The 23,183-nt window shown below is 35.3% G+C and carries 20 protein-coding genes, 1 tRNA gene and 1 other RNA gene; 2 read left to right on the forward strand and 20 right to left on the reverse strand.

Annotated features, from left to right (window positions below; translation table 11 throughout):
- Window positions 1-60 precede the first annotated feature (60 nt).
- The 4 genes from CaldiYA01_RS09565 to CaldiYA01_RS09580 all read right to left on the reverse strand — a co-directional run bounded on the left by CaldiYA01_RS09565 (window position 61) and on the right by CaldiYA01_RS09580 (window position 3,384).
- A tRNA-Ser gene (locus CaldiYA01_RS09565) sits at window positions 61-153 on the reverse strand.
- A 50-nt stretch (window positions 154-203) separates the two neighbouring features.
- Entirely contained in the window at window positions 204-1,181 is a 978-nt protein-coding gene (locus CaldiYA01_RS09570) for a zinc-dependent alcohol dehydrogenase family protein (RefSeq protein ID WP_207179137.1), read from the reverse strand.
- A gap of 74 nt (window positions 1,182-1,255) precedes the next feature.
- A complete protein-coding gene (locus CaldiYA01_RS09575; RefSeq protein WP_207179138.1) occupies window positions 1,256-2,149 on the reverse strand; it encodes a glycoside hydrolase family 130 protein in 894 nt (297 codons plus the stop codon).
- A gap of 206 nt (window positions 2,150-2,355) precedes the next feature.
- Window positions 2,356-3,384 carry a ubiquitin-like domain-containing protein gene (locus CaldiYA01_RS09580; RefSeq protein WP_207179142.1) on the reverse strand — a complete coding sequence of 343 codons (1,029 nt, stop codon included), beginning with the start codon at window positions 3,382-3,384 and terminating at the stop codon, window positions 2,356-2,358.
- A gap of 361 nt (window positions 3,385-3,745) precedes the next feature.
- Between CaldiYA01_RS09580 and CaldiYA01_RS09585 the strand changes: the two genes are divergently transcribed.
- Entirely contained in the window at window positions 3,746-4,351 is a 606-nt protein-coding gene (locus CaldiYA01_RS09585; RefSeq protein ID WP_207179144.1) for a DedA family protein, read from the forward strand.
- Here CaldiYA01_RS09585 and CaldiYA01_RS09590 read toward each other — a convergent pair.
- Window positions 4,325-6,013 (reverse strand): FAD-dependent oxidoreductase, encoded by a 1,689-nt coding sequence (locus CaldiYA01_RS09590; RefSeq protein ID WP_207179147.1) that lies wholly within the window; start codon window positions 6,011-6,013, stop codon window positions 4,325-4,327. The genes CaldiYA01_RS09585 and CaldiYA01_RS09590 overlap by 27 nt on opposite strands.
- Window positions 6,014-6,204: 191 nt before the next feature.
- Here CaldiYA01_RS09590 and CaldiYA01_RS09595 point away from each other — a divergent pair, with 191 nt between their 5' ends.
- Window positions 6,205-7,092, forward strand: coding sequence for a hypothetical protein (locus CaldiYA01_RS09595; RefSeq protein WP_207179149.1), 888 nt, complete (start codon window positions 6,205-6,207; stop codon window positions 7,090-7,092).
- Window positions 7,093-7,140: 48 nt separating this feature from the next.
- On the opposite strand, the gene CaldiYA01_RS09600 is transcribed toward CaldiYA01_RS09595, so the two are convergent.
- The 15 genes from CaldiYA01_RS09600 to CaldiYA01_RS09670 all read right to left on the reverse strand — a co-directional run bounded on the left by CaldiYA01_RS09600 (window position 7,141) and on the right by CaldiYA01_RS09670 (window position 23,182).
- Window positions 7,141-8,805 (reverse strand): nucleoside kinase, encoded by a 1,665-nt coding sequence (locus CaldiYA01_RS09600; protein ID WP_207179151.1) that lies wholly within the window; start codon window positions 8,803-8,805, stop codon window positions 7,141-7,143.
- Complete coding sequence (locus tag CaldiYA01_RS09605) at window positions 8,789-10,465, reverse strand: GGDEF domain-containing protein (RefSeq protein WP_207179153.1); 1,677 nt, start codon at window positions 10,463-10,465, stop codon at window positions 8,789-8,791. The genes CaldiYA01_RS09600 and CaldiYA01_RS09605 overlap by 17 nt, the downstream gene beginning before the upstream one ends.
- Before the next feature lie 152 nt (window positions 10,466-10,617).
- Window positions 10,618-11,022, reverse strand: coding sequence for a hypothetical protein (locus CaldiYA01_RS09610; protein ID WP_207179154.1), 405 nt, complete (start codon window positions 11,020-11,022; stop codon window positions 10,618-10,620).
- Window positions 11,023-11,150: 128 nt separating this feature from the next.
- Window positions 11,151-11,421: signal recognition particle sRNA large type (gene ffs, locus CaldiYA01_RS09615), an RNA gene on the reverse strand.
- A 47-nt stretch (window positions 11,422-11,468) separates the two neighbouring features.
- Window positions 11,469-11,756, reverse strand: coding sequence for a hypothetical protein (locus CaldiYA01_RS09620; protein WP_207179155.1), 288 nt, complete (start codon window positions 11,754-11,756; stop codon window positions 11,469-11,471).
- A 77-nt stretch (window positions 11,757-11,833) separates the two neighbouring features.
- Window positions 11,834-14,059 (reverse strand): Mur ligase, encoded by a 2,226-nt coding sequence (locus CaldiYA01_RS09625; RefSeq protein WP_207179156.1) that lies wholly within the window; start codon window positions 14,057-14,059, stop codon window positions 11,834-11,836.
- Between the two features lie 92 nt (window positions 14,060-14,151).
- On the reverse strand, window positions 14,152-14,847 hold the full coding sequence (locus CaldiYA01_RS09630) for a GntR family transcriptional regulator (protein WP_207179157.1): 696 nt from the start codon (window positions 14,845-14,847) through the stop codon (window positions 14,152-14,154).
- Between the two features lie 27 nt (window positions 14,848-14,874).
- Window positions 14,875-15,882: an isocitrate/isopropylmalate dehydrogenase family protein gene (locus tag CaldiYA01_RS09635; protein WP_207179158.1), complete on the reverse strand. Its 1,008-nt coding sequence runs from the start codon at window positions 15,880-15,882 to the stop codon at window positions 14,875-14,877.
- Between the two features lie 71 nt (window positions 15,883-15,953).
- Complete coding sequence (locus CaldiYA01_RS09640; protein ID WP_207179159.1) at window positions 15,954-17,885, reverse strand: aconitate hydratase; 1,932 nt, start codon at window positions 17,883-17,885, stop codon at window positions 15,954-15,956.
- 140 nt (window positions 17,886-18,025) lie between these two features.
- Window positions 18,026-19,198 (reverse strand): ABC transporter substrate-binding protein, encoded by a 1,173-nt coding sequence (locus tag CaldiYA01_RS09645; RefSeq protein WP_207179162.1) that lies wholly within the window; start codon window positions 19,196-19,198, stop codon window positions 18,026-18,028.
- Window positions 19,199-19,373: 175 nt separating this feature from the next.
- The gene (locus tag CaldiYA01_RS09650; protein ID WP_207179163.1) at window positions 19,374-20,366 is read right to left on the reverse strand and encodes a beta/alpha barrel domain-containing protein; all 993 of its coding nucleotides are present in this window, start codon (window positions 20,364-20,366) and stop codon (window positions 19,374-19,376) included.
- Between the two features lie 29 nt (window positions 20,367-20,395).
- Window positions 20,396-21,160 (reverse strand): molybdate ABC transporter permease subunit, encoded by a 765-nt coding sequence (locus CaldiYA01_RS09655; RefSeq protein ID WP_207179164.1) that lies wholly within the window; start codon window positions 21,158-21,160, stop codon window positions 20,396-20,398.
- Between the two features lie 41 nt (window positions 21,161-21,201).
- Complete coding sequence (modA, locus tag CaldiYA01_RS09660) at window positions 21,202-21,987, reverse strand: molybdate ABC transporter substrate-binding protein (RefSeq protein ID WP_207179165.1); 786 nt, start codon at window positions 21,985-21,987, stop codon at window positions 21,202-21,204.
- A gap of 46 nt (window positions 21,988-22,033) precedes the next feature.
- A complete protein-coding gene (locus tag CaldiYA01_RS09665) occupies window positions 22,034-22,360 on the reverse strand; it encodes a NifB/NifX family molybdenum-iron cluster-binding protein (protein WP_207179166.1) in 327 nt (108 codons plus the stop codon).
- Window positions 22,361-22,381: 21 nt separating this feature from the next.
- Window positions 22,382-23,182, reverse strand: a complete 801-nt coding sequence (locus CaldiYA01_RS09670) for a radical SAM protein (RefSeq protein WP_207179167.1) — start codon at window positions 23,180-23,182, stop codon at window positions 22,382-22,384.
- Window position 23,183: the final 1 nt, after the last annotated feature.

Genomic DNA, 23,183 nt, shown 5'->3' on the forward strand with positions numbered 1-23,183 from the left:
CTTCAGCTTTTCATTTGAAGAGGTTATATTTTTATTTCAACTCATTTACTTTTTATTTGCTGGCGGAGAAGGAGGGACTCGAACCCTCGCGCCGGTTTTACCCGACCTACGCCCTTAGCAGGGGCGCCTCTTCACCAACTTGAGTACTTCTCCGCATCTTCTAAATGACACATTAATTATTATACCCAAACCTTTTGTTCTTGTCAAGGTTGGACAACTACTTTTAATTGATTTTCAAATCTTCTTGAAAGTGCCTCACAAAGTTTATCAAGCGAAATTTTGTGAGTTATTATGTGTTTCAAATTTATTTTTCCTTGTTGCAGAAGATCAATTGCAAGCTTTTGTGTAAATGGGTTTACAAACGACCAAAAAATCTGGGCTTCTTTTTTGAACATCTCAAACGGATAAATTTCAGTAGCAACAACCGGTGACGGTACAGAAAACACCAAAATTCTGCCGCCTTTCCCTATCTTTTTAAACGCCATTTCGATACTCTCTTTTGTTCCTGCACACTCAATTACAACATCAAAACTTTCTTCTTCCCAATTTTCATCAACAATTACTTTAACCCCATAGCTTTTAGCAACATTTTTTCTAAAATTATCAACCTCATAGCCAAAGATATTGTCAGCCCCATACATTTTTATAAGCTCAAGCATTATAAGACCAATTGGACCAAAACCTATTATCAAAACTTTGTCGGTGGGAAAAATCTTTATTCTATTAAGTCCATGAAGACAGCAAGCCAGAGGCTCTGCCAGTGCCGCCTCAGCAAAATCTATATTATCAAATTTTATCGCCTGTTTTTCTGGCACAGCGGCATATTGTGCAAACCCACCGTTTATGTTCACACCAAGCGCTGTTAAATTTTCGCAAAGCTGAGGTCTTCCACTTTTACAAAACTTACACACTCCACAGTAGATGTTAGGATCAATACTCACCTTGTCTCCTACATTGAAAAGTTTAGATTTTGTCTCAACAACAGTGCCACAAAACTCATGACCCAACACTACCGGCGGTGTGACCTTTGCAGACCCTTCTTCGCCATTGAATATATGGATATCTGTGCCGCAAATGCCACATGCCTCAACCTTGACTAAAATCTCTCCTTCTTTTATTGCTGGCAAGGTAACATCTTCTACTTTTAAGTTTCTCTTACCATAAAATATGGCTGCTTTCATTGTCTTTTTTAAACCCTCTTTGATAAAGTTTTGGATTTTCTATTATAAAGTTTATCACTAAATTGAAAGATACTTCAATCAAATTTTATCTTCTCTTTATTAAATTTTGCAACTCCAATTACAGTGTCAGCACCACCATAGTATACCCAGACCTCATCGCCAACCTCTGCATGACCACAGCTGAAAACCACATTAGGTATGTATCCATCAACTTCCCATGAAAGTTCAGGCTCCAAAATTGGCTCTGAAAAACGAGACAGAATCTTTGTTGGGTCCTTTGCATCCAAAAGAACTGCTCCAAGCCTGTAAACGTTTTTGTGGTCTGCTGCATGGTAAATTACCAGCCAGCCAAATTTGACCTTTATTGGTGGTCCTGCAATACCTATGCGGCTACTTTCCCACGAATTTTCTCTTACAGTCATTATCTGAACATGGTCTGTCCAATTTATCATATCGTCAGAAAATGCAAGCCACATATTTGGATATCTTCTGTGAAACATAACATACCTGCCGTTTATCTTTTCTGGGAAAAGTGCTGCATCTTTGTTTGGTTCGTCAAGTGCAATCCCCATTCTCTCCCATTTTATAAGATTTTTTGATTTCGCTATCATTATTCTAAAATCGCCATCATATCTTCCGCCAAAACCTGTATATGTCATATAAAATGTTCCATCAATTTCAACTATACGCGGGTCTTCAATCCCTCTTCTTTCCTGTTCGTTTTCTGCCACCATTATAGGCTTATCAAGTCTGTAAAAGTTAATTCCATCTGTTGATACAGCGTATCCTATTGTAGACACATATTCACCATAATCCTTGTGAGGTGGGATGTTTGTAGCCCTGTAAATTAAATGAAAAAGTCCTCTGTGATATATTGCTGCAGCGTTGAAAACTGCACTTCTTTCCCACTCATTTTCATGTTTTGGCTTTAAAACTGGTTTATCAGTCACTCTTTGAAGTTTAAACATAAAAGTATCCTGCGCCCCCTCTGGTTCTTTATCATATGATTGTCTTTTGAAACTTCAACACATAATTTTAATTCAAGTTTTGAAAATTTCAATTGAAAAAATAACCTGAACTTTTCTTTACCTAAATTTTTGAAAATGATATGTTACATTTTAACAACAAAAGAGCCTCCTTTTTGTCAAGGAGGCCTTGTTTTTTGTCTAATTTTTTAGTTTGCCAGCACATAAACTTTTACACGCCGCACACCAAATTTATACGCATCCTTTTCGACAAACACATCTATCCTGTTCCCCTTGATAGCAGAACCTGTATCAAGAGCTGTTGCAAAACCATACCCTTCCACATACAGCCTTGTGCCAAGCGGAATTACCCGCGGGTCAACCGCAACAACACCGCGCTTTACTTTGTGACCCGTTGCAGTCCTGCCATAGTCGGGGTGAGATGGACTTTTTCCTGTGTCACTGGGAGTCAAAGAATATGCAGTTGCTATCATTGTATAAACTTTTCTGTATCTGACAACCTCTCCTCTTGACGTCTTGAACCACCTTATACTTCCTACTTCAACAATCCTCGGCTTCTGAGGTTTAACAACTTTTTCCTCAATCAACTTTCTCTCAACTTCTTTACCATTTTCCAAAACAACTTTGTATCTTATTTCTTTGATACCATCTTGCCCTTGCTGGACAACCTTTTGCTTTCCATAGTCCATATTGTAGTTTGTTTTTGTCACTGTACTGAAAGGTATCTTTTGTTTTTCTACGACCACCTTCTCTGTTACCTTAGTAATTTTAATGACAGTAGGCTTGTCAAGAAGCTGAGAAAGAGGCAGATTTACCCTGTCTAACTTCCCAAGAACAATCCCTGCTTTTTTGATTGCATCCTCAACAGTACCGCTTGGAATATATACAACTTTTTCCTCGTTACCAACAAGTATTTTCACTTCAAAAGATCTTTTTATTATAATCTGGGTATTTTCATCTATCTTTGAATCCAAAGATGGCGAGATATAGTCATCTTTAGTCAGGTGAATTTGATTTTCTTCTAAAACCTCTCTTACAGTGGACTTAATTGTTTTATAATAAAATGTCTTACCGTCAATTGTTATGCTAACTTCTTTCACCAGTGCCTGTGCAGTCATAGCGCCAAGCAGAACTGACAAAACAAATACAATGACAAAAGCCAGGATAAGCTTCTTCATATCCCTTGGCCTTGCCACAAGGCACCTCAGTTTATTCATAATCAACCTCCTACAAAATGGATTTGTTTTCTAAAAAACTTCTTTGTTATTTTAATTTAAAAAAAATTTTTTGTCAAATCACCTTAAAAGTCAAGAAATTTTCTTGACTTGCAACACCTTTCATATATGAATTTTATACCTTTTGCCCATATTCTATACAAAAATTTTATCAACTTTAAACTAATTTTTATGCCATTTGTGTTCCTTGAAAGTATTTTATTGGTTTGAATTTTCTTTTTTGTATTTTACAAAATTTCAAAAAAGTCTTATATACAAATCCAAAGTTTATCTTTCTGTTTATTCTATGAAAAAAAGAGTAAAATAGATAATGTAAAAACTTGTTTTAAGAGATGATGAAAATATGATTGAATTTTTGAAATACATGGTTGACAATTTCGGTCTTTGGGGAATATTTTTGATATTGGCTGTGGAAGGGCTTGGAATTCCATTCCCTACCCAGATTGCTTACCTTGGCGCAGTAGCACTTTTAAACTTTCACAAATTTACACCTTTTACATTGATAATGGTAATATCTCTGGGAAATCTTTGTGGAAATGTTGTTGTGAACCTTCTTCTTAGAAGTGGAAGAAAGAAAATAATAAGTTTTTTTGAAAGGCTTTTGAGAATAAAAAAAGAGACGCTTGAGAGCGTCAATAACTTTTTTATAAAGTATGGAATATTTGCTGTGCCAGTAGCAAGAATAATAGGCATTCCTCGTACCCCCGTTATTTTCTTGGCAGGAATTAGTAAAATGAATTTCTATGAATATGTTATATCTTCATTTATTGGAAATACTCTCTGGGCAACATTTTATGTGTACTTTTATTGGTATGGGTATAGTTTTTTCAAATTCCTTTACAAAAAAGACACACATCTTTTCTGGCTTGCCATCTTAGTGTTGGTTTTTATTGTAATATTAGCATGGACCATATTTTTAAAGCTATGGAGAAGAAGGAAAAGAGTCTGAAGTATTTTTTTCAAGCAGCTGATCCAAAGTCACGTTTGAAATTCCGCCTGAGAGGTTATAAACCTTTCTAAACCCGTTTTGCTGAAGGATATTTTGGGCAATATTTGAACTTACCCCGCTGTTACAGTATACAATTATCTGCTTGTCTTTTGGAAGCAGATTCATTTTATTTTGCAACATCTCAAGAGGAATATTTACAGCACCTTTTATATGCTTGATTTTATACTGATCAGGTGTTCGAACATCCAGAACAACAAAATCTTCTCCTTTTTGCATCTTTTCCAAAAGTTTTTCCTGCGTACAATTAAATTTTCTCTTGTCAAGAAAGTTTGACATAACCATACCAACATAGTGAACAGGGTCCTTTGCAGATGAAAATGGTGGTGCATATGCTAAATCAAGCTGGAAAAGGTCATCTGTTGTAAGCCCTGCAAAGATTGCTGTTGCCAAGACATCAATTCTTTTGTCAACTCCTTTTGTACCAACAATTTGAGCACCTATAACCTTTCGAGAGGAAAGTTCTGCCAAAGCTTTTATTGTCATTTTTTCAGCCCCTGGATATGCTGTTGTGATATGTGGTTTTGTAATGTGACCTACCTCATATTCAATTCCATCTTGCTGTGCCATTTTTTCTGTGTAACCTGTTTGCGCAACTGTAAGGTCAAATACTTTGAAAATTGATGTTGCCAAAATACCACTGAACTTCATGCTCCCACCTGTTGCATTTTCACCTGCTATCCTTCCCATTTTGTTAGCAGTAGATCCAAGTGGCATGTATATAGTTTTGCCATTTAGCTTAAAATACACTGAAGCACAGTCACCTGCCGCAAAGATTCCATCAATGTTTGTTCTCATATACTCATCAACCTGAATAGATCCATTTGGCAAAAGGTGTATTCCACTTCCTTCCAAAAACTGGGTAGAAGGTCTTACTCCCACTGCAAGCAAAACAAAGTCTGCCTCTATTTTACTACCGTCGCTCAAAATAGCTCTTTTTACTCTCTTGTCTCCTTCAAACCTCAAAACTGACGTGTTCTTTTTTATCATAACATCTTTTTCTTCAAGATAGCTCTCAACAAGCCTTGCCATATCACTGTCTAAATTAGAAAGAATATTTTCCTGTTTTTCAACAATAAGTATATCCATTCCTAAAATTTTCAGAGCTTCGGCCATTTCAAGTCCAATATACCCGCCACCAACTATCAAGGCTTTCTTAGGAAAATAAGTATTTATAAACTCTTTTATTCTATCTGCATCCTTGACATTTCGAAGTACAAATATGCCTTCAAGTTCTATACCATCAATCTGAGGTATCACAGGATGTGCTCCTGTTGCTATAATTAATTTGTCAAAACCATCCTCAAAAACATTACCAGTATTTAAATCCTTGACAATCACCTTATTATTTTGTGTGTCAACTTTTAAAACCTCATGAGCTGTTTTTACATCAACATTAAACTTCTTAAAATATTGTTTATCTCTTGGAACAATGCTTTTCCTGTTATCTATCGCCCCCGAAATATAGTATGCAAGAGAACAACCAGAATATGATATGTCAGTGTCTTTGTCATATACAATAATCTCAGCTTTGTCATCATTTCGTCTTATCTTCATTGCAGCTGTCATCCCACCTGCGACAGCACCAATCACTATATACTTCATCTTTTATTTTCACCATCCTTTTTAAAAGTTTTTTCTATTCTAATATACCCTTTTGCTATCCATTTAAAAACATATCTTTGTGTAAAAATTTTCCTTAAAAATATTTTTACAATTGCGAAACACAAAACCCAATTTTATGTGGGATAATATAATTGAAAGAAAAATTCAAAATAAAAAGAGGTGATTTTTCAGTGAAAAGGATAAAGACAATAATTGGTATAGGACTTATTGCAATCCTGATTTTAAGTGTAAGCCTTGCATTTGCAGGTTCTTCAAAAGCAAGTCTTCCACTAGCTTTCAAGGGCAATCTTACAAAGCTTTGTTTTGGAAAATTTGGAAAAGATACTGCTGGTATAAACCTTGACATCGCTGGCACAATTGAAAGTATCCTTGGCATGAAAAAAGAGGATATTCAAAAACAAATTCAGAGTGGAAAGTCCTTCACAGATATCTTAAAGGATAAAGGTCTAACACTTGACCAGTTCAAATCAAAACTTTTAGAAAGTCTTTATGCAAAGATTGATGATGCTGTTAAAAATAACAAAATAACAAATGACAAAGCAACCCAGTTAAAACAGAACTTAAAACAGAAAATAGACAGTTGGGACGGAAAGCTTCCTTTCATTGGTTTTAAATTCAAAGCATTCTTAAAAGACTTTTACAACCTTGACATGTTAAGTGATATTGCAACAATCCTTGGTATGACAAAAGATAGCCTTTTAAATGAGCTGAAAAGTGGAAAGACCATTGCAGACTTAATCAAGTCCAAGAATATTCTTGAGTCGGACTTCAAAAACAAACTAATCTCAATGCAGACTTCGAAAATTGATAAACTCTTACAAGAAGGTAAAATAACAAAAGACCAGGCAGACAAAATGAAAGAAGCTATCAAAACAAAAATTTCAAACTGGGATCTTTCAAAGGAATTTGCTCCACGAGGATTTGGCAGAAAATTCAAAGGTGCAGCAGGAATGGACGGCACCATGATGCGCGGATTTGGTACAAGAATGAAAGGATTTTGGCCAAATCAGGGAACAAATCAGAACTCTAATAACTTCTCAACAAATGTGACATTCTAAAAAATAAGGGGCTTGAGGGGAAATCCCCCAAAAAAGCCCTTTTTCTTCTTAGAAGTCATAAAAACAAGACCCTCCAATGAACTCTCTTATGATGGATTGTGGTGGAATTTCTCTTTCGTCCTCAATTGTAAGGATAAAACTCAAAAAATGCAAAAGCCTCTGCGCTTCGCTATATTCCTCATCTTCTCTTGTGATTGTCTTAAGTAGTGGAACAGCATATTTTTTCAAAACTGCAAGCTCATAGATCAAAGCTGAATTGAACATGGCATCTGCCATCTCTTGGTATGGAAAAATGTTTTTCTCCTCGCCGTTTCTGACAGACGGCCACATAGAAATTGTTCTTTTAGCAGATGCGCCTCTTGTCCTGGCATCTCTTACAATTCTTCTTAATATCCTGTAGTCTGTAGTTTGGATTCTGTTGTGCTTGTCAAGGTTCAGGTGTGTCAGGGCACTTACGTATATTTTAAATTTGTTTTCATCAGGTATCATTGGAGTAAGAGCATTATTTAATCCATGTATCCCTTCAATTATTATTATATCGTTCTTTTCAAGCTTCACAGTTCTTTCAAACGTCCTTTTACGTTCTATGAAATTAAACCGTGGCAGAACAACCTCTTTACCATCAATCAAATCTTTTAGCTGTTTGTTAAAAAGCTCCACATCAATAGCTTCAATGGACTCATAGTCAGGCTTGCCGTTTTCGTCAAGCGGAACTCTATCTTCAAAGAAATAGTCGTCAAGTCCTATATAAACAGGATTTTTGCCATTTACTTTAAGTTGGATAGAAAGCCTCTGTGCAAATGTTGTTTTCCCAGAGGACGATGGTCCTGATATCAAAACAACTTTTATCTGCTGATTTTGGGAAATCTGGTCAGCTAAGTATGCTATCTTTTTTTCGTGCAGAGCTTCTGAAACCCTTATAAATTCTCTTATTTTTCCGCTTGCTATCACCTCATTGAGCTCACCGATGCTGCTTACTCCAAGTATTTTGCCCCAGTTTTTATATTCATGGTAGACTGTAAACAATTTTTTATTCTCAACAAACTCTTGAAGCTTAAACGGGTCTGTTTTGTCTGGATACAAAAGTACCATACCATCATGATATTGAATTAGATCAAAAATTTTTAGATATCCTGTAGAGGGCACAAGATGTCCATAAAAATAATCAACATAATCCCCACAATAGTAAATGTAAACATAGTTGTTTTCTGAAAACTTTATTGTTCTTGCTTTATCGTAAAATCCTTTCTCTTCAAAAAGCTTAACTGCATCCTCTTTTAACACCTTTTCTCTTTTAAATTGAAAATCCTGTTCTATTATCCATTTCATTTGTTGTTTTATAAGATTTATATCTTCAGGTGTCAATTTTTTGTTTTCAACCTCACAATAAAGTCCTTTTGATAGAGAATGCTGAACATTTATAGTTTCCTCAAAAAGCATCCTTGTTGCAACTATTAAAACAAAAATGAGACTTCTTCTATAAATTCTCATACCATCTTCCTGTGTCATATCAATAAACTTTACTCTACAATCCCTATGAATTACATATTTTAATTCTTTAATCTCATTGTCCACCTTTGCTGCAACTATTGGAGATTTAAAGTAACATTCAAATTTAGGAACAAAAGTCAAAAGATTTGTGCCCAATTCTACCTCTTCATATACGTTTGCGTCTTCAAAAAAGACTTTTGCTGTATTACTTTGTTTTCCCATCAAAGTCACCTTCCTTGTTTTTTAGTTTTTCTTCATACATTCTTAAGTCTGCAATCTTCAAAAGTTCATCAAGACTTGTGGTATCGTCAGGATATACGGCAATTCCACAACTTACTTTTATCTTTTTTGGAAGTTGCTGTTCAGATTCTTTTTCTATAAGGTGCTTTATTGTACTTATTCTATCTTCTATTACCTCTTTACTGCAATTTTTAAATATGACTGCAAACTCGTCTCCACCAAGCCTTGCAGGAATATCTGTTTTTCTGATATTATCTCTTATAATCCTTCCTATCATCCTGATAGCTTTGTCACCCACACTGTGTCCATAAAAATCATTCAAAAGCTTCAAATTATCCATATCAAAGAAAGCTATACAAAACTTGCTTTTGTACCTATCTGCAGATATTGATTCCAAAATAAGCTCTTTCATAAAATATCTCCTATTATATATTCCTGTCAGCTCATCTTCTGTTGATAGATTTTTAATTTTTTCAATTCTATCAATTTGAAAAAGAAGAGCTTGGGAAAAATTCATAAAAATAGTAAGTCCATCCTTTATCTCATCTGTAAGATTAAAGTCTTTAAGCTTAGAATAACAAATCAAAAATCCAACAAGTTTATTATACATCAAAACAGGAACAAATACGGCAATTTTGAAAATCTCAGAATTCACAGTTTCTAAAGTTTCACAGTCAAAAAGTCTCCCAAAGTCTTCAATAGTAAAGGTATTAATTCTATTGAGTTGCAAAAGTTCTTGACTTGCTTTAATTTGAAGGTCTGAACTTATATTACTATTTTGTTTGTCTTCATCTTTAAATACCACAAGCCTGTAGTTATCATCTTCATGCCAGTAATAAAAACACATCCTTGGAAATATCTTTGAATACGCCTCATATACAAACTCTACAAGAAGCTCAAAACTCTTCTGTACATCAAGCCTTTCTTTTAACACTTCAGTGCTAAATTTTGATAAACTGTGTAAAAACCTGAACCTCTGCATTGCAACTGCAAGGAAAATTGCAATAAAAAGATAAAGCAAAGCACCGTTTTGAATTGCTTCTGTATATAAAATTCCTCTTCTTTTCAATATGGCCAAAAAAACTTCTCCTGCAGCAAATGTTAAAACAAATATTCTAAAACTTTTTGTTTGTTTGAAATAAAAATTTGTAAAGCTTAAATATAATAAAATCAAAATTCCAATTGCAACTACTGTTTCACAAAAAATATAAACGTTTGTGGCAGTTATTTGAGAAGTCAGAAAAACTAAATATTTTGAGTTTCTTATTTTTTCAAACACAAAAAAAACTATCATTGTTATACCTATATTGATTAAAATTGCAGTTTTTTCTAAAAACTTTTTTAGTTTTTCTTGGCACAGAACTGAAAATATAAGTGCATATATCATTAAAAATTTTAAAGTTATATTTAAAAAAACAAGAGCCTGGACTCTTTCAACTTTGTTTATAACATCTTTTTCTAAGTTTAGTACATACAAAAACTTTAAAATAACAAGTGACAAAAATATCTTCCCAAAGCTATAAATCAATGTATTTTTTAGTTCCTTCCCTAAAAAAACAGAAACAATAAATATGCCACTTATAGCGACAACACCAACCATTTCAAAAAGCTTATAAAGACAGAATTCCAACTGAGAACTCATCAATTTATCATTCCTTCATTTAAATTTCTTATTCGCCCACATAATAATATATTCCTTGAAAAGTGGGATTGATTTTTATTATACTCTACTTCATATAAAATTTAAAAGGGAGACTTTTCAAAATCTCCCTTGGTTTTCGACCAATTCTTTTATTATTCAACTTTGAACATCTCATCAGAAATTAAAATGAAACTACTCAAGTCAAAGAGCAAACTTCCTTCTGCAAAAAGCTCGTAGAGCAAAATTTTTTTGTTTGCATGCAAAGTCTCACTCCAAGCTTTTAAATGTTTTAAATCTACAAAGTGGTTTTTTATAGTAGTAACATCGATAAACGCAACATCAAAGGATTCTTGCCAGAACTCTACGCAAACGTTTGGGAAAAGAAGTTTTTTGAGTCGCTGGTAAACCTTTTCAGAACCAAAAAAAGAAAACCTCTCAAGTTCGAGAAGTCGTGTAAGAACTAGAATACTTGAGATAAGATGAGCCTCTCCCACATAGGGTTTTAGAACAGTTATAGCATGGGAGGTCACAAGTTCATGTCCTTCAAGAACTATCATTTGTATCTTATCCTCCCTTTGTAAACCTCTGTTATACTTTTCTATATTATATTCTAAATCTAAGTACCTGTCAATAAAATTATTTACTTTTAGATTTTTATTCCTGGAAAAAGACAAAAATAAAATGGCTGTGCAACCAGCTTCGATATAACCCTCCTGGTGAAATAGCAGACCTGCCAGGCTCCTGTCATGCACCCCTGCGGCACACGCAAAAAACTGCTTACCGTTGCTTCCTTCCGGACCTGGCGGGGTTCACAGCCTTCGCGTTGCGCAGGACACAACCATCCTCACCCCGGCCTGCCCTCAATGCCAAAAGGGTTATACCTCAGTCTGGCTATTCGACCCCGCTTTAGCGGATTGCGGGTTACAGGGCACCGCTACCTCCCCGTCATAGCACAGCCAATTCTATTATACTCTCAAAACCTTATAAAATCAACTGCTAAAATTTACTTGCCGTTAGCCTGAACAAGCCATACATGAGCAAGTTCAAGTGCCTTGTAAAGATTGTCTGCCTCAGCTTTTTTCACAACTCTTTCTCTAACAGTGAGCTTTGGATTGTTTATCTGAAGTTCAACCGAAATAGGTGAAGATATTTTATATCCTTTGTAATCTTCTGTTCCCAGAACAACAAACACCGCAACAAATTTGTCGTCTGGATTTCCATAGTGGATAAGGTTATTTCGAATTTTATAAACCTCTCTCCCTCTATATTTGAACACCTGTGGTAGGCTCATAACAAAATCAACTCCTAATCACCATAAATTTTAAAAACTTTTCATAGTGGATATGATACTAAACTTTATTTCGTTTTTCAAGCATTGTTTACGAAATTCTTTTTCCTTTTTGCCAGTGCCTCTCTTATTTCAAACGTAATATCTCTATTTAATGGCTCTGGCAGAATGATAAAAACACCATCTCCCTTCTTTGCCTTTTTTATGCCCTCAGATACCATCTCAACCACATCTGCAAATTTTGTTATTCTTTTATATATAATTTTACTTCTGTCTTCTATAAAATCCAAATTTTGTTCTTTACCTTCTTCGCACACAAAATAAAGATTTTTAATTCCAATTGAGTTGAGGCTCAAAGTAAGAATTTTTATATGTTCCTTTTTGTTAACGCTATCAATAATTACTTTTACACCATTTATATCAAATATATTAAACTTCCCTGGATTTTGATGTGAATCATTCTTGTACTCAGTCAGAAATTTATATATAATCTCAATATCAACGCCGTAAAAATATAGCGCTGCAATCGTCTGGAGAATATTGTCAACCGCAAACATAAGCTTGCCTTCGTATGAGTACGGAATCTCCTTGATGTTGCAAAATGAAAAAATCTGTTGACCATCAAAAATCTTCACAACATCATTATCCAGATACACACATGGCTTTTTCATTTCTATATGAGCCTTTAAATCTGGATGATGATTCGAGATAGATGTAAATACAATCTTACATCTGGCTTTTGCACTGTATAGGTATTTATAAGCATCGTTGATGTTCATAATTAAATACCCATCTTCTTTAATACTTTTACAAAACAAAAGGTTTCTTTCTATCTGGTTTTGGAAAAATGTATTGGTAATAATACCTACGTAAGGTTCTATCTCTATCTCCTCAATACACTTTTCTGGATTGAATTCAACGAGTTTTATGTCTGACAAGTCTTCAAAATTTCTGAGATAGAAATTTTCGATTTCACTATCAATTGATGTTTCCAAACCACATCTTTGTAAAATGTACCTCATTATTTGCAAAATTGTGCTTTTCCCATAAGTCCCTGACACAGCTATTATCGGTACAGCAGGATTTGGCATCTTTTCAAAATACACATCCAAAATAGTGTTGAAAATATCGCAGTTGCACGTCTGTGAAAATATACGAAGGTCGCAACTTGTCTCAACATCAACAACATATCCTCCAACAACCGAATATGGTAGGGAAATATCTTCTGTAACAAAGTCTATAATGGTCACTATATATCCAAACTTTTCTGCAATCTTAATAAAAAGCTGTTGGTTTTCGTATGCTACCTTTTCTGTAACATCTGTAGTTATACATCCTGTTTTAAAACTACTCGGTTCCTTTAAGAAAACCTTCATTCCTTTCGGTAAAATATCATCTAACGTAAAACCTTGTTTTAAAATATTCTTTTGAATATGTTTATTACTTCTCTCACCTTGGTCTAAAAGTTCTGAAATTCTCCTCTTACCATCGCCTATAATGTATGGAGAGGTTCTTTCAATAGCTGCCACAACTTTTCCATTTACAACCAGGATCTTGTAGCTTTTACCTGGCACATATCTCTCAACAATTACTCTATTTTCAATACTTTTGACCATATCAAATGCTTCTAATGCTTGTTGATTTGTTCTGATATTACCTATATTGGGAGAATCTTTTCTACAACCTTTTATTGAAACTGGAAAGCCTAATTTTTTTATACTGTCTATTAATTGGTCAGATGTAAAAACTATATCAAATGGTACAACAGGAAAAGAATAAAGCTTTAAAAACCTCCGAAAAAGTTCTCTGTCACCAGCCAAACCAACTTTGCTAAAGTCCTGTTCACTTATAATAGACGAAAAAAGTTTTGCATACTTTCCCTCACCAAGCATAAATGTATCAGTATATCCGATTCTTGTAAATCTAATGCCTCTTTTCATACAAGCATTCTTTAAAAGCCTCGTATTGGGTGAAAGTTCTGTTTCAATTGTAAGTTTCTTTAATTTTGAAATCTTGTCAGGAAAATGTTCAGGCTCAAATCCTTTTTCTATACACTCTAAAGCAAACTCTATGACCTTGTGTACAAGCATTTGATTGTCATGTTCAATTACAACTTCTATATAGTCATCAAAATCTAAACATTCACTGTACTCAACCAAGTTATATCCTAAAAGGTTTTGAATATGGATACAAAGCTTTGCAAAGTTTTTTGCTTCTTCGATGTCTCCTTTTACCTTTAATACTATAACTTTTTTGTCTGAGTATATATTTCTGTAATTGTAAACTTTAATCTTTTCAATCTTCATATTAATAAAAGTTTCTCTCCTTTTCGCTTTTTATTTTGTATTCTTCCACTTTAAAAAAAACTAATACCTAAAAAAATAAGCAGGGAAAATGCTTATTTCCCTGCTGCTGTTTTTTCTTCACTCTTCTTTTGTTCAATTAGATTTTTTGCTGCGTTTTTAACATGAAGTTTCATATATTCTTCAGCCTTATCAGGGTCTCTGCTGACTATTGCATCAAATATAAGCTTGTGTTCCTCCATAGCCTCCTCAAGTCTGCCAGGTGTCTCAAAAGAAGTTGCTCTTGCCCTTATTATATAGCTATGGAATGTGGATAAAACATGCTCAAGCGGCTTGCTCTTTGATGCTTTGTAAATGAGCTGGTGAAACTGCGAATCTGTTTTCATAACCTTTGGAACATCTTTTTTCTTTGTATAAAGTTCCATAAGAGTTATAATTTCAGTAAGCTCGTCTTCTTCATCTTTTGTAATTTTCTGTGCAGCCCAGCGCGCAGCAAGTCCGTCTAAAAGCATTCTTATTGTGTATATATCCTCTATGTCCTGAGCAGTCACAACTGCCACAAACGCACCTTTGTGAGGAATTGAATATACAAGTCCTTCAAGTTCAAGCTGGCGCAGCGCCTCTCTTATAGGTGTTCGAGAAACTCCAAGCTCTTCTGCAAGTTTTACTTCAACAAGCGGGTCTCCAGGTTTTAATACTCCCATCAAAATCTTTTCTTTTATAACTTCAAAAATTTTTTCATATAAAGGAGAATATCTTGAGTCTTTGTCATCTGAATAACTATATACCATAAAAAACCACCTTCAAAATCCAAATTTTTATATTCTTTCCATTTCGCGTATGACAGCATCTGCAAACTCTTTTGTTCCTGTTGAACCTCCAAGATCATATGTAACCTCTTTACCTTCTTTTATAACTTTAGCCACTGCCTTCTCAACTCTGTCAGCTGCTTCAAGTTCGCCCAAGTACCTTAGCATCATGACACCAGAAAGTATGGTTGCGGTTGGGTTTGCTAAGTTCTGTCCTGCTCTTTTTGGCGCAGAACCATGGATTGGCTCAAATACTGCTCCATCTTCGCCAATGTTAGCACCTGGCGCAATACCAAGTCCTCCCACAAGCCCAGCTGCTAAGTCTGACAGAATATCTCCGTACATGTTTGGCATCACCAAAACATCATAGTTTTCTGGGCTTTGAACAAGCTTCATGCTCATTGCATCAACAATCATATCTTCAAACTCTATATCTGGATAATCCTGCGCAACTTTTCTTGCACATTCTAAAAACAAACCATCAGTGAGCTTTTGAATATTTGCTTTATGCACAGCTGTGACTTTTCTTCTCTTTTCTCTTCTTGCAAGTTCAAATGCATATTTTACAATCCTCTCACTTGCTCTTCTTGTTATTATTTTAACACCAACTGCCGCATCATCGCCAGCCATATATTCAATACCTGCATAAAGGTCTTCTGTATTTTCTCTCACAATGATTAAATCCACATTTGTGTATTTTGAAGGGACACCTTCGTAAGATTTGACAGGTCTTACATTTGCATAGAGGTTAAGAGCTTGTCTGAGCGCAACATTCACACTTCTAAACCCTGTCCCGACTGGTGTTGTAATAGGACCTTTTAGTGCAACCTTATTTTTCTTTACACTTTCCAAAACATGGTCAGGAAGTGGCGTCCCATACTCCTGCATAACCTTTTCGCCAGCTTCCACAACTTCCCACTCTATTTTTACACCTGATGCATCCAAAACTCTTCGTGCTGCCTCTGTGACCTCTGGCCCAATACCATCGCCAGGAATAAGTGTGATTCTATATGACATCATCTGTCCTCCTCATATCAAGATTTGTAATAATCTCAATAAAGAGGGGATTAAACTCCCCTCTTCATTATTTATTTCATACCCATAGCTTTGGTGAGGTTTAAAAGCCCGCCATGCAAAATCATCTGACGTTGTCTGTCTGTCAGGTTTAAAATCATTTTGTATTTTAGTCCTTTTGTGACATTTTCAATTATTAAAACATCACTTTTTTCTATCTGCTCTCTTGCATTTTCAATTTTGAGCTCATCCAACTCTTCAATTGTATCATAATCACTCGGATTTTCAAACACCATTGGAATGATTCCATTGTTAATCAAATTTGCCATGTGAATTCGAGCAAAGCTCTTCGCCAAAACCCCTTTTATACCCAAATAAAGTGGTACAAGTGCTGCATGTTCTCTGGATGACCCCTGTCCATAGTTTACTCCACCTACTATAAACCCGCCGCCATTTTCGCGTGCTTTTTTAGGAAAATCAGGATCGCATGGTGTCAAGCAGTAGTCAGACAAATACGGAATGTTTGACCTGTACGGCAAAAGCTTTGCATTTGAAGGCATAATGTGGTCTGTTGTGATATTGTCTCCAAGCTTTATCAGCACTTTTCCCACAACAATATCTGGCAAAGGTTTTCCTTGCGGGAATGGTTTTATATTAGGTCCTCTTATAACCTCAACCTCGTCAGGATTTTCAGCAGGTGGCACTATTAAGTTGTCATTTATAAGAAATCTTTTTGGCATTTCAACTTCTGGTTCATCACCAAGGGTCCGCGGGTCTGTGATATATCCTGTAATTGCTGATGCTGCAGCAGTTTCAGGAGATACAAGGTAAACTTGAGCAGAAGGTGTGCCACTTCTACCTTCAAAGTTTCTGTTAAAAGTTCTGAGCGAAATACCCCCTGTTCTTGGTGCTTGCCCCATTCCTATACAAGGACCACACGCACACTCTAAAATCCGTGCACCTGCTCCAACCATTGATGCCAGCGCACCATTTTGAGCAAGCATACTCAATACCTGTTTTGACCCTGGAGATATGACAAGTGATACATGCTCTGCAATGGTTTTCCCTTCCAAAATCTTTGCAACCTTCATGAGGTCTTTGTAAGATGAATTTGTACAGCTTCCAATTGCAATCTGGTCAACCTTTATACCTTTTAACTCACTCACAGGCACAACATTGTCAGGACTGTGCGGACATGCTGCAAGTGGCACCAAGCTCGATAAATCTATCTCAATCTCCTCATCATACTGTGCATCGGGATCGGGCAAAATCTCAACAAAGTCAGCCTCTCTTCCTTGTGCCTTCAAAAATTCGTATGTCACTTCATCAGATGGGAATATAGAAGTTGTTGCACCAAGTTCAGCCCCCATATTTGTAATCGTGGCTCTTTCTGGTATAGATAAAGTCTTTATACCCTCACCTGTGTATTCAAAAATCTTGCCCACACCACCTTTAACTGTGAGCCTTCTTAAAAGTTCCAAAATAATATCCTTTGCAGAAACCCAAGGTTGTAGCTTGCCTTTGAGAATTACTTTTACAATCTTTGGCATAATTAAGTAATATTCGCCCCCACCCATTGCAACGGCAACATCCAAACCACCTGCGCCAATTGCAAGCATGCCTATTCCACCAGCTGTTGGAGTGTGGCTGTCTGAACCCAAAAGTGTTTGACCTGGGACTGCAAACCTTTCAAGATGAACCTGGTGACAGATTCCATTTCCTGGCTTGGAAAAGTATATACCATATTTTTTGGCAACAGTCTGTATGTAAAGATGATCGTCTGCATTCTCAGGTCCTGTCTGAAGAGTGTTGTGGTCAATGTATGCAACTGACCTTTTAGTTTTCACCCTGTTAATACCCATTGCTTCAAACTGAAGATATGCCATTGTACCTGTTGAGTCTTGAGTAAGTGTTTGGTCAATTCTGATTGCTATCTCTTTTCCAGGTACCATTTCACCTCTAACTAAGTGCTGCTTTATAATCTTTTGCGCAACTGTCAAACCCATTTTGCTTTTAAACCTCCCAAAAATATTGATTGTCATTGTCAAAAATATCTCTTATATTATATCACTGAAGTATACCTGTATACAAGACTTTGCAAAAATAAATCCCCTCCTCAGCCCATAGCCGATAGAGGGGAACTTTCTTACGGATTCAATTTTTGTTTAAATTTTTGAACACCATCTTTGATTTCAATTATTACAGCTGACTTTTTAGCATTATGTTTTGAATCTATTGAAATTATACCAGTAATACCAACAAAGTTCTTGGTGTTTTCAATTGCCCTGCGAAGTTTTTCTTTGTCAGTGGTTGAATTCGCTCTTTTTATTGCATCTGCTATGAAATAGCCTAAATCATATCCCAATGCTGAAAGCGCGTTTGGTTCAATCTTATACTTTTGCTGATATCTTTTTCTAAAATCCTGAACTTTTTTGTCTGTGTCTTGAGAAGAATAATGTGTTGAGAAAAACACATTTGTTGCATATTTGCTGCCTGCTTTTTCTATAACTTTTGGATCGTCAAAACCATCAGAACCCAAAATAGGTATCCACATCCCCAGTTCTCTTGCCTGTTTGATGATAAGTCCTGCCTCATCATAATATACAGGGGCAAATATTGCTTGTGGTTTTTTGTCTCTTATCTTTGTTAATATTCCATTAAAATCTTGTTCACCTTTTGAAAATGCTTCTTCAGCTACAAGTTTCCCTCCACTTTTTGTAAATGCCTCTTTGAAATTCTTATAAAGACCCTTGCTGTAATCTGAAGATGCATCATATATCACAGCTGCAGTTTTGACTTTGAGGGTTTTTAGAGCAAAGTTTGCCATAACACTACCCTGGAACGAGTCATTAAAACAAATCCTAAAAATATAAGCTTTTGTTTTTCCTGTACGTTCATCTACTGTAACAAGGTCATCTGTTGCTGTAGAGGAAATTAAAGGTATTTTATAACGCTGCGCAGCAACAGAGGCTGATTTTGTTGCCCCTGACGTAACTGGTCCTAACATCGCAAAAACATTTTCTTTTGTAGCAAGTTTTGTAGCAACATTCAATGCTTCTGTTTTGTCTGATTTGTTGTCGTAAATCACGAGCTCAATTTTTTTGCCCAAAACTCCACCCTTATTGTTTATTTCTTCAATTGCCATTTTAAGTCCTTCTAAATTCCTCTGGCCAAACTGTGCAACTGCGCCTGATAGTTCAAGATTTACACCAAGTCGTATTGTTTTTGTGTTCGAAGATTCTACACTGGTAAAAAGAGAAATTAATAAAATCAAGACCAGAACAATTCCAATCAGACTCTTCACACTTAACCTTTTCATAATCCTACCATCCTCCCGTTAATATAATAATTTGATTTGAATATTAAAAAAGGCAAAGGTAACCTCTTCTTGCGGCCCCTTTGCCTTTTTCCCAAGTCATACTGAAAATATTTTAGCATAATTTTTTATAGCTTTCAACATTTTAAATCTTGTATCTTATAAACAAATCTAAAACTTATACAAATTGAAATTTTTCCAAAAACTCTTCAAGTTCATAATATGCTTCGAAATTAAGTTTCAATCTAATCTCTTCTTTTATTTGAATAAGATCAAAAATCAAAATTTCAAATAAAGCTATGCCTGTTCTCTCACCCACACCCCTGATACAACAATTTACAGTTGATGCTCCAAACAGCCATGCACATACTGCGTTTGCCTGGGCTTTATAAAAATCATTGTGACCATGCCATTCAAGCTTTTGATGGGAAAGACCGCAATGCAGCCGCAAGACGTTTATAAGCCTTGGAACACCTCGGGGCAAACTTGCATACTCGTATGGAACACCCAATCCCAATGTGTCACAAAGTTTATAACGAATCTCTATCCCTGTGTTTTTTGTTTTACTTTCAATTAACAAAATAAAAGGTATCACAAAGTTTTGGATATCAGCCCTTGTAATATCCTCAAGGTGAATCCTTGGTTTTAAGTTCAAAGCCAGAGCTTCTTCAATTATATCTATATACTCTTTTGCAACATCAAACCTTGTCTTGCCAAACTTTTTGTAAATATGATAGTCTGATGCTGGCATCAAAATCCCAACCTCATCAAGCCCCAACTCTTTAGCAATCTTTAGTTCTTCTTTTTTTGCTCTCACCCACCCCACCACCCGTGGAAATTTGAACCCTTTCTTTAAACACTTTTCAACACATCGTCTGTGATAGTTTGTATAAAGGAAAAATTCTGAGTATTCTATTGTCCCGGTTTCGTTATCTATATAATGGAAGTATTCAAAAATCCTTTCCACGTTATCTTCTCCTATATACGAAATTGCTTGCTGACCTTCTCTGAATGTGCTATCTGAAATGCAAAGAGTTTCTGGAATATCTAAAAGAACAGGTGTATCTTCAAAAGGTATCTTTGGTATTGAGGTGTACGGAAATATATCTTTAAAATAATTTGGTGCGTTTCTTGATAGAACTTCATATTCCTCATTTTCAATTTTTATCATACTCCCCATCTCCTCTTACTTTTTGAACTTTAATAATCAACATTGTTCAAAAGTTTTTTGGTAATATAAAGTAGAAGGTATGAGATGGCTATCATAATAAAACTTACACAGTAAACTTCATCCTGATTTTGAGCGTAAAGCTTATAAATATAAAGAGAAACTGTTTGAGTTTTGCCGTAAACATTCCCCGCAAAAACAACTGTTGCCCCAAACTCACCAAGGGCTCGTGAGAAGGTCCCAAGTATCCCTATCACAATCCCTTTCTTGCAAACAGGCAAATACACTTTAAACAAAAGCCCCAATTCATCCAATCCTAAGATATATCCTTCTTCTTTGAGCTGTTTGTCTACTGCTAAAAATGAAGTATATGAAACTTTTAAATAATATCCCATCGAAACAAATAGCTGGGCAAGTACAACCGCAGATGTAGTAAATGGAATCTCAAAACCAATTTTGCTCAAATACCTGCCTAAAAAACCCATTCTTCCATAAAGTAAAAGAAGCAAAACACCTGTTATGATTGGCGGTAGAACATTTGGCAAATCAATTAAAATCTCCAGAAACTCATTTTTCTTTTTCAAAGATGAAAGCAAATAGGCAAACGGTGTGCACAGCAAAAATGCTAAAATAGAGCAAATTGCAGCAGTAAAAAATGAAAGACCAAATGCAGTTATGGTCTCTTCTTTTGTTAAAGCATTTATTAATGTAGTATATGGCACAACAAGGATTAGGTTTATAAAAGGCAAGAGTAAAAACAGCAAAAACGGTACTGATAAAAAGAATATCTTTTTCATATCAAGCTCACACACTTTTTGCATTATTTAAAAAAGACCAATCATTCATACCCCTTTTCTCTTAAGAGCTTTGCAATGGTTTTGCTCTTAATAAAAGATATAAAATCTTTTGCAAACTTTGGATTTTTAGCTTTCTCAACAGCTGCAACATAGTGTATTGTAGCTACATTATATTTTTCTGGAATGTCTATTATCTTGAGCTTTGTAAGCTTTGCATCAGGAAAATAAACAATCCCAGCGTCAGCTTCATCAACCTTTACTTTTTGAATTACATCAGTGAGCTCAAACTCCTGCGAAATAATGTTGGCTATTATACCGCTGTAAAGACTCTTGTTATCATTTTTTATCTTGTCAATTAGCATCTTTGTATACATGCCAATGGGAGACACAGGATCAGCTATGCAAAGCCTTGCCCCCTTTTTTGAAATATCCTCAAACTTTTTTATACTTGGGGAACTTGATATAACACAGAGTTTTGTTTTAGCAAAAATTTCGTATTTATCTATATATTTGGCCTTTTTTAGACTATCAATATACCTTCTGTCTGCAGAAAAAAATACATCACACCTTGCTCCATTTTTCAGCTGTGTAACAAGCACATGAGTCCCCGCCACATTTAGAACAACTTTACATGATTTTTGTTTTTCGAATTGCTTAGAAATGTCTTTTACAATGCTTTCCAACGTATGAGGTACAAAAACAATCAAACTTTCTTTTGTGTTTTTATCTTTACTAAAAGATACATTAGAAACTGTTGATAGGAGAAAAGATGCTATTATAAAAAAATAGACACATCGCATCTTAAAAATAAAAAGTTTCTTAATCATTTCCTACATCTTCCTTTCATCTTGCAAAATGCATGACCAGCTTACTTTACATAAAAATCTCTACAATCTCTTTTAAGGCATCTTTTATAAATCCTTGTCTTTCCAAGACAATTTTGTCTGAAAGTTTTTCCAAGGCACAAAGCCCGACTCTATTTGCTACAATTACATCACAGTCTTTTAGCATAACCACTCTCTTTTCTATCCTCTGTTCATTAGAACAATCTTCTTCTTTGTCTTTAAATTCTCTAACACATATAAGTTCACAGCTTCCATCGCTGAAAAGGTCAACTATTAGAAAATTTTCGCTATTTCCAAAATGCCTATTTACAAGTCTTCCATCACTTGTTGCAATTGCCACTCTCTTTTTCTTCATCTTTTTACCACCACCACTTTTTCACACAAGCAATCCAGCTTCATCCGACCTGCACTGTCTGCAATGGGTCACAAGCTGAATTATTTTACTACACTTTTCTCTTGCTTGAGCAAGAACACTACAAGATGGTTTTTCAATATCAGAAAATTTTGCATAGGGCATGAGCGGCATTATATTCATCACCTTAGCACCAAGTTCTTTGACTCTTGCAGCGATCTTCTCAATGTGATGGCTATTTATTCCAGGTATCAAAACTGTATTTACCTTCACCACAAGTCCAAACTCGGATGCTCTGTGGATACCATATTGCTGTTTATGGACAATGAGTTCTGCTGCCTCTTTGCCAAAATATATAAGTTCATTGTACATGGCAAATTCATAAATGTTCTGAGCAATATTGCTATCTACTGCGTTGACTGTGACCGTCACATATTTGACATTGTAATTTAAAAGCACTTCCACCAAATCTTCTAATAAAAGTCCATTTGTGCTTATACAAAACTCTGCCTGTTCGTCATAATTTCTTATAAGCTCAAAAGTTTCAAACGTTTCTTGATTAAAGAGAGGATCGCCCGGTCCAGAAATTCCTACTATCTTTATAGTTTGGTCTTTGCTTGTGATATCCTTGTACCTTAAAAGCGCCTCTTGAGGAGTTAATACTTTTGAGCATGCGCCAGGGTGGTGATCGTTTAGGCATGATATGTTCCTGTCACAGTAATTACATTTTATATTGCAAGACTTTGCAACAGGAAGATGTATTCTGCCAATTTTATATATAACATCTTTGTTGAAACACGGATGACCCAAAAGTCTGCTTTCCATC

Source organism: Caldicellulosiruptor diazotrophicus, from assembly GCF_017347585.1.
In the GTDB taxonomy this organism is placed as follows: Bacteria; Bacillota; Thermoanaerobacteria; order Caldicellulosiruptorales; family Caldicellulosiruptoraceae; genus Caldicellulosiruptor; species Caldicellulosiruptor diazotrophicus.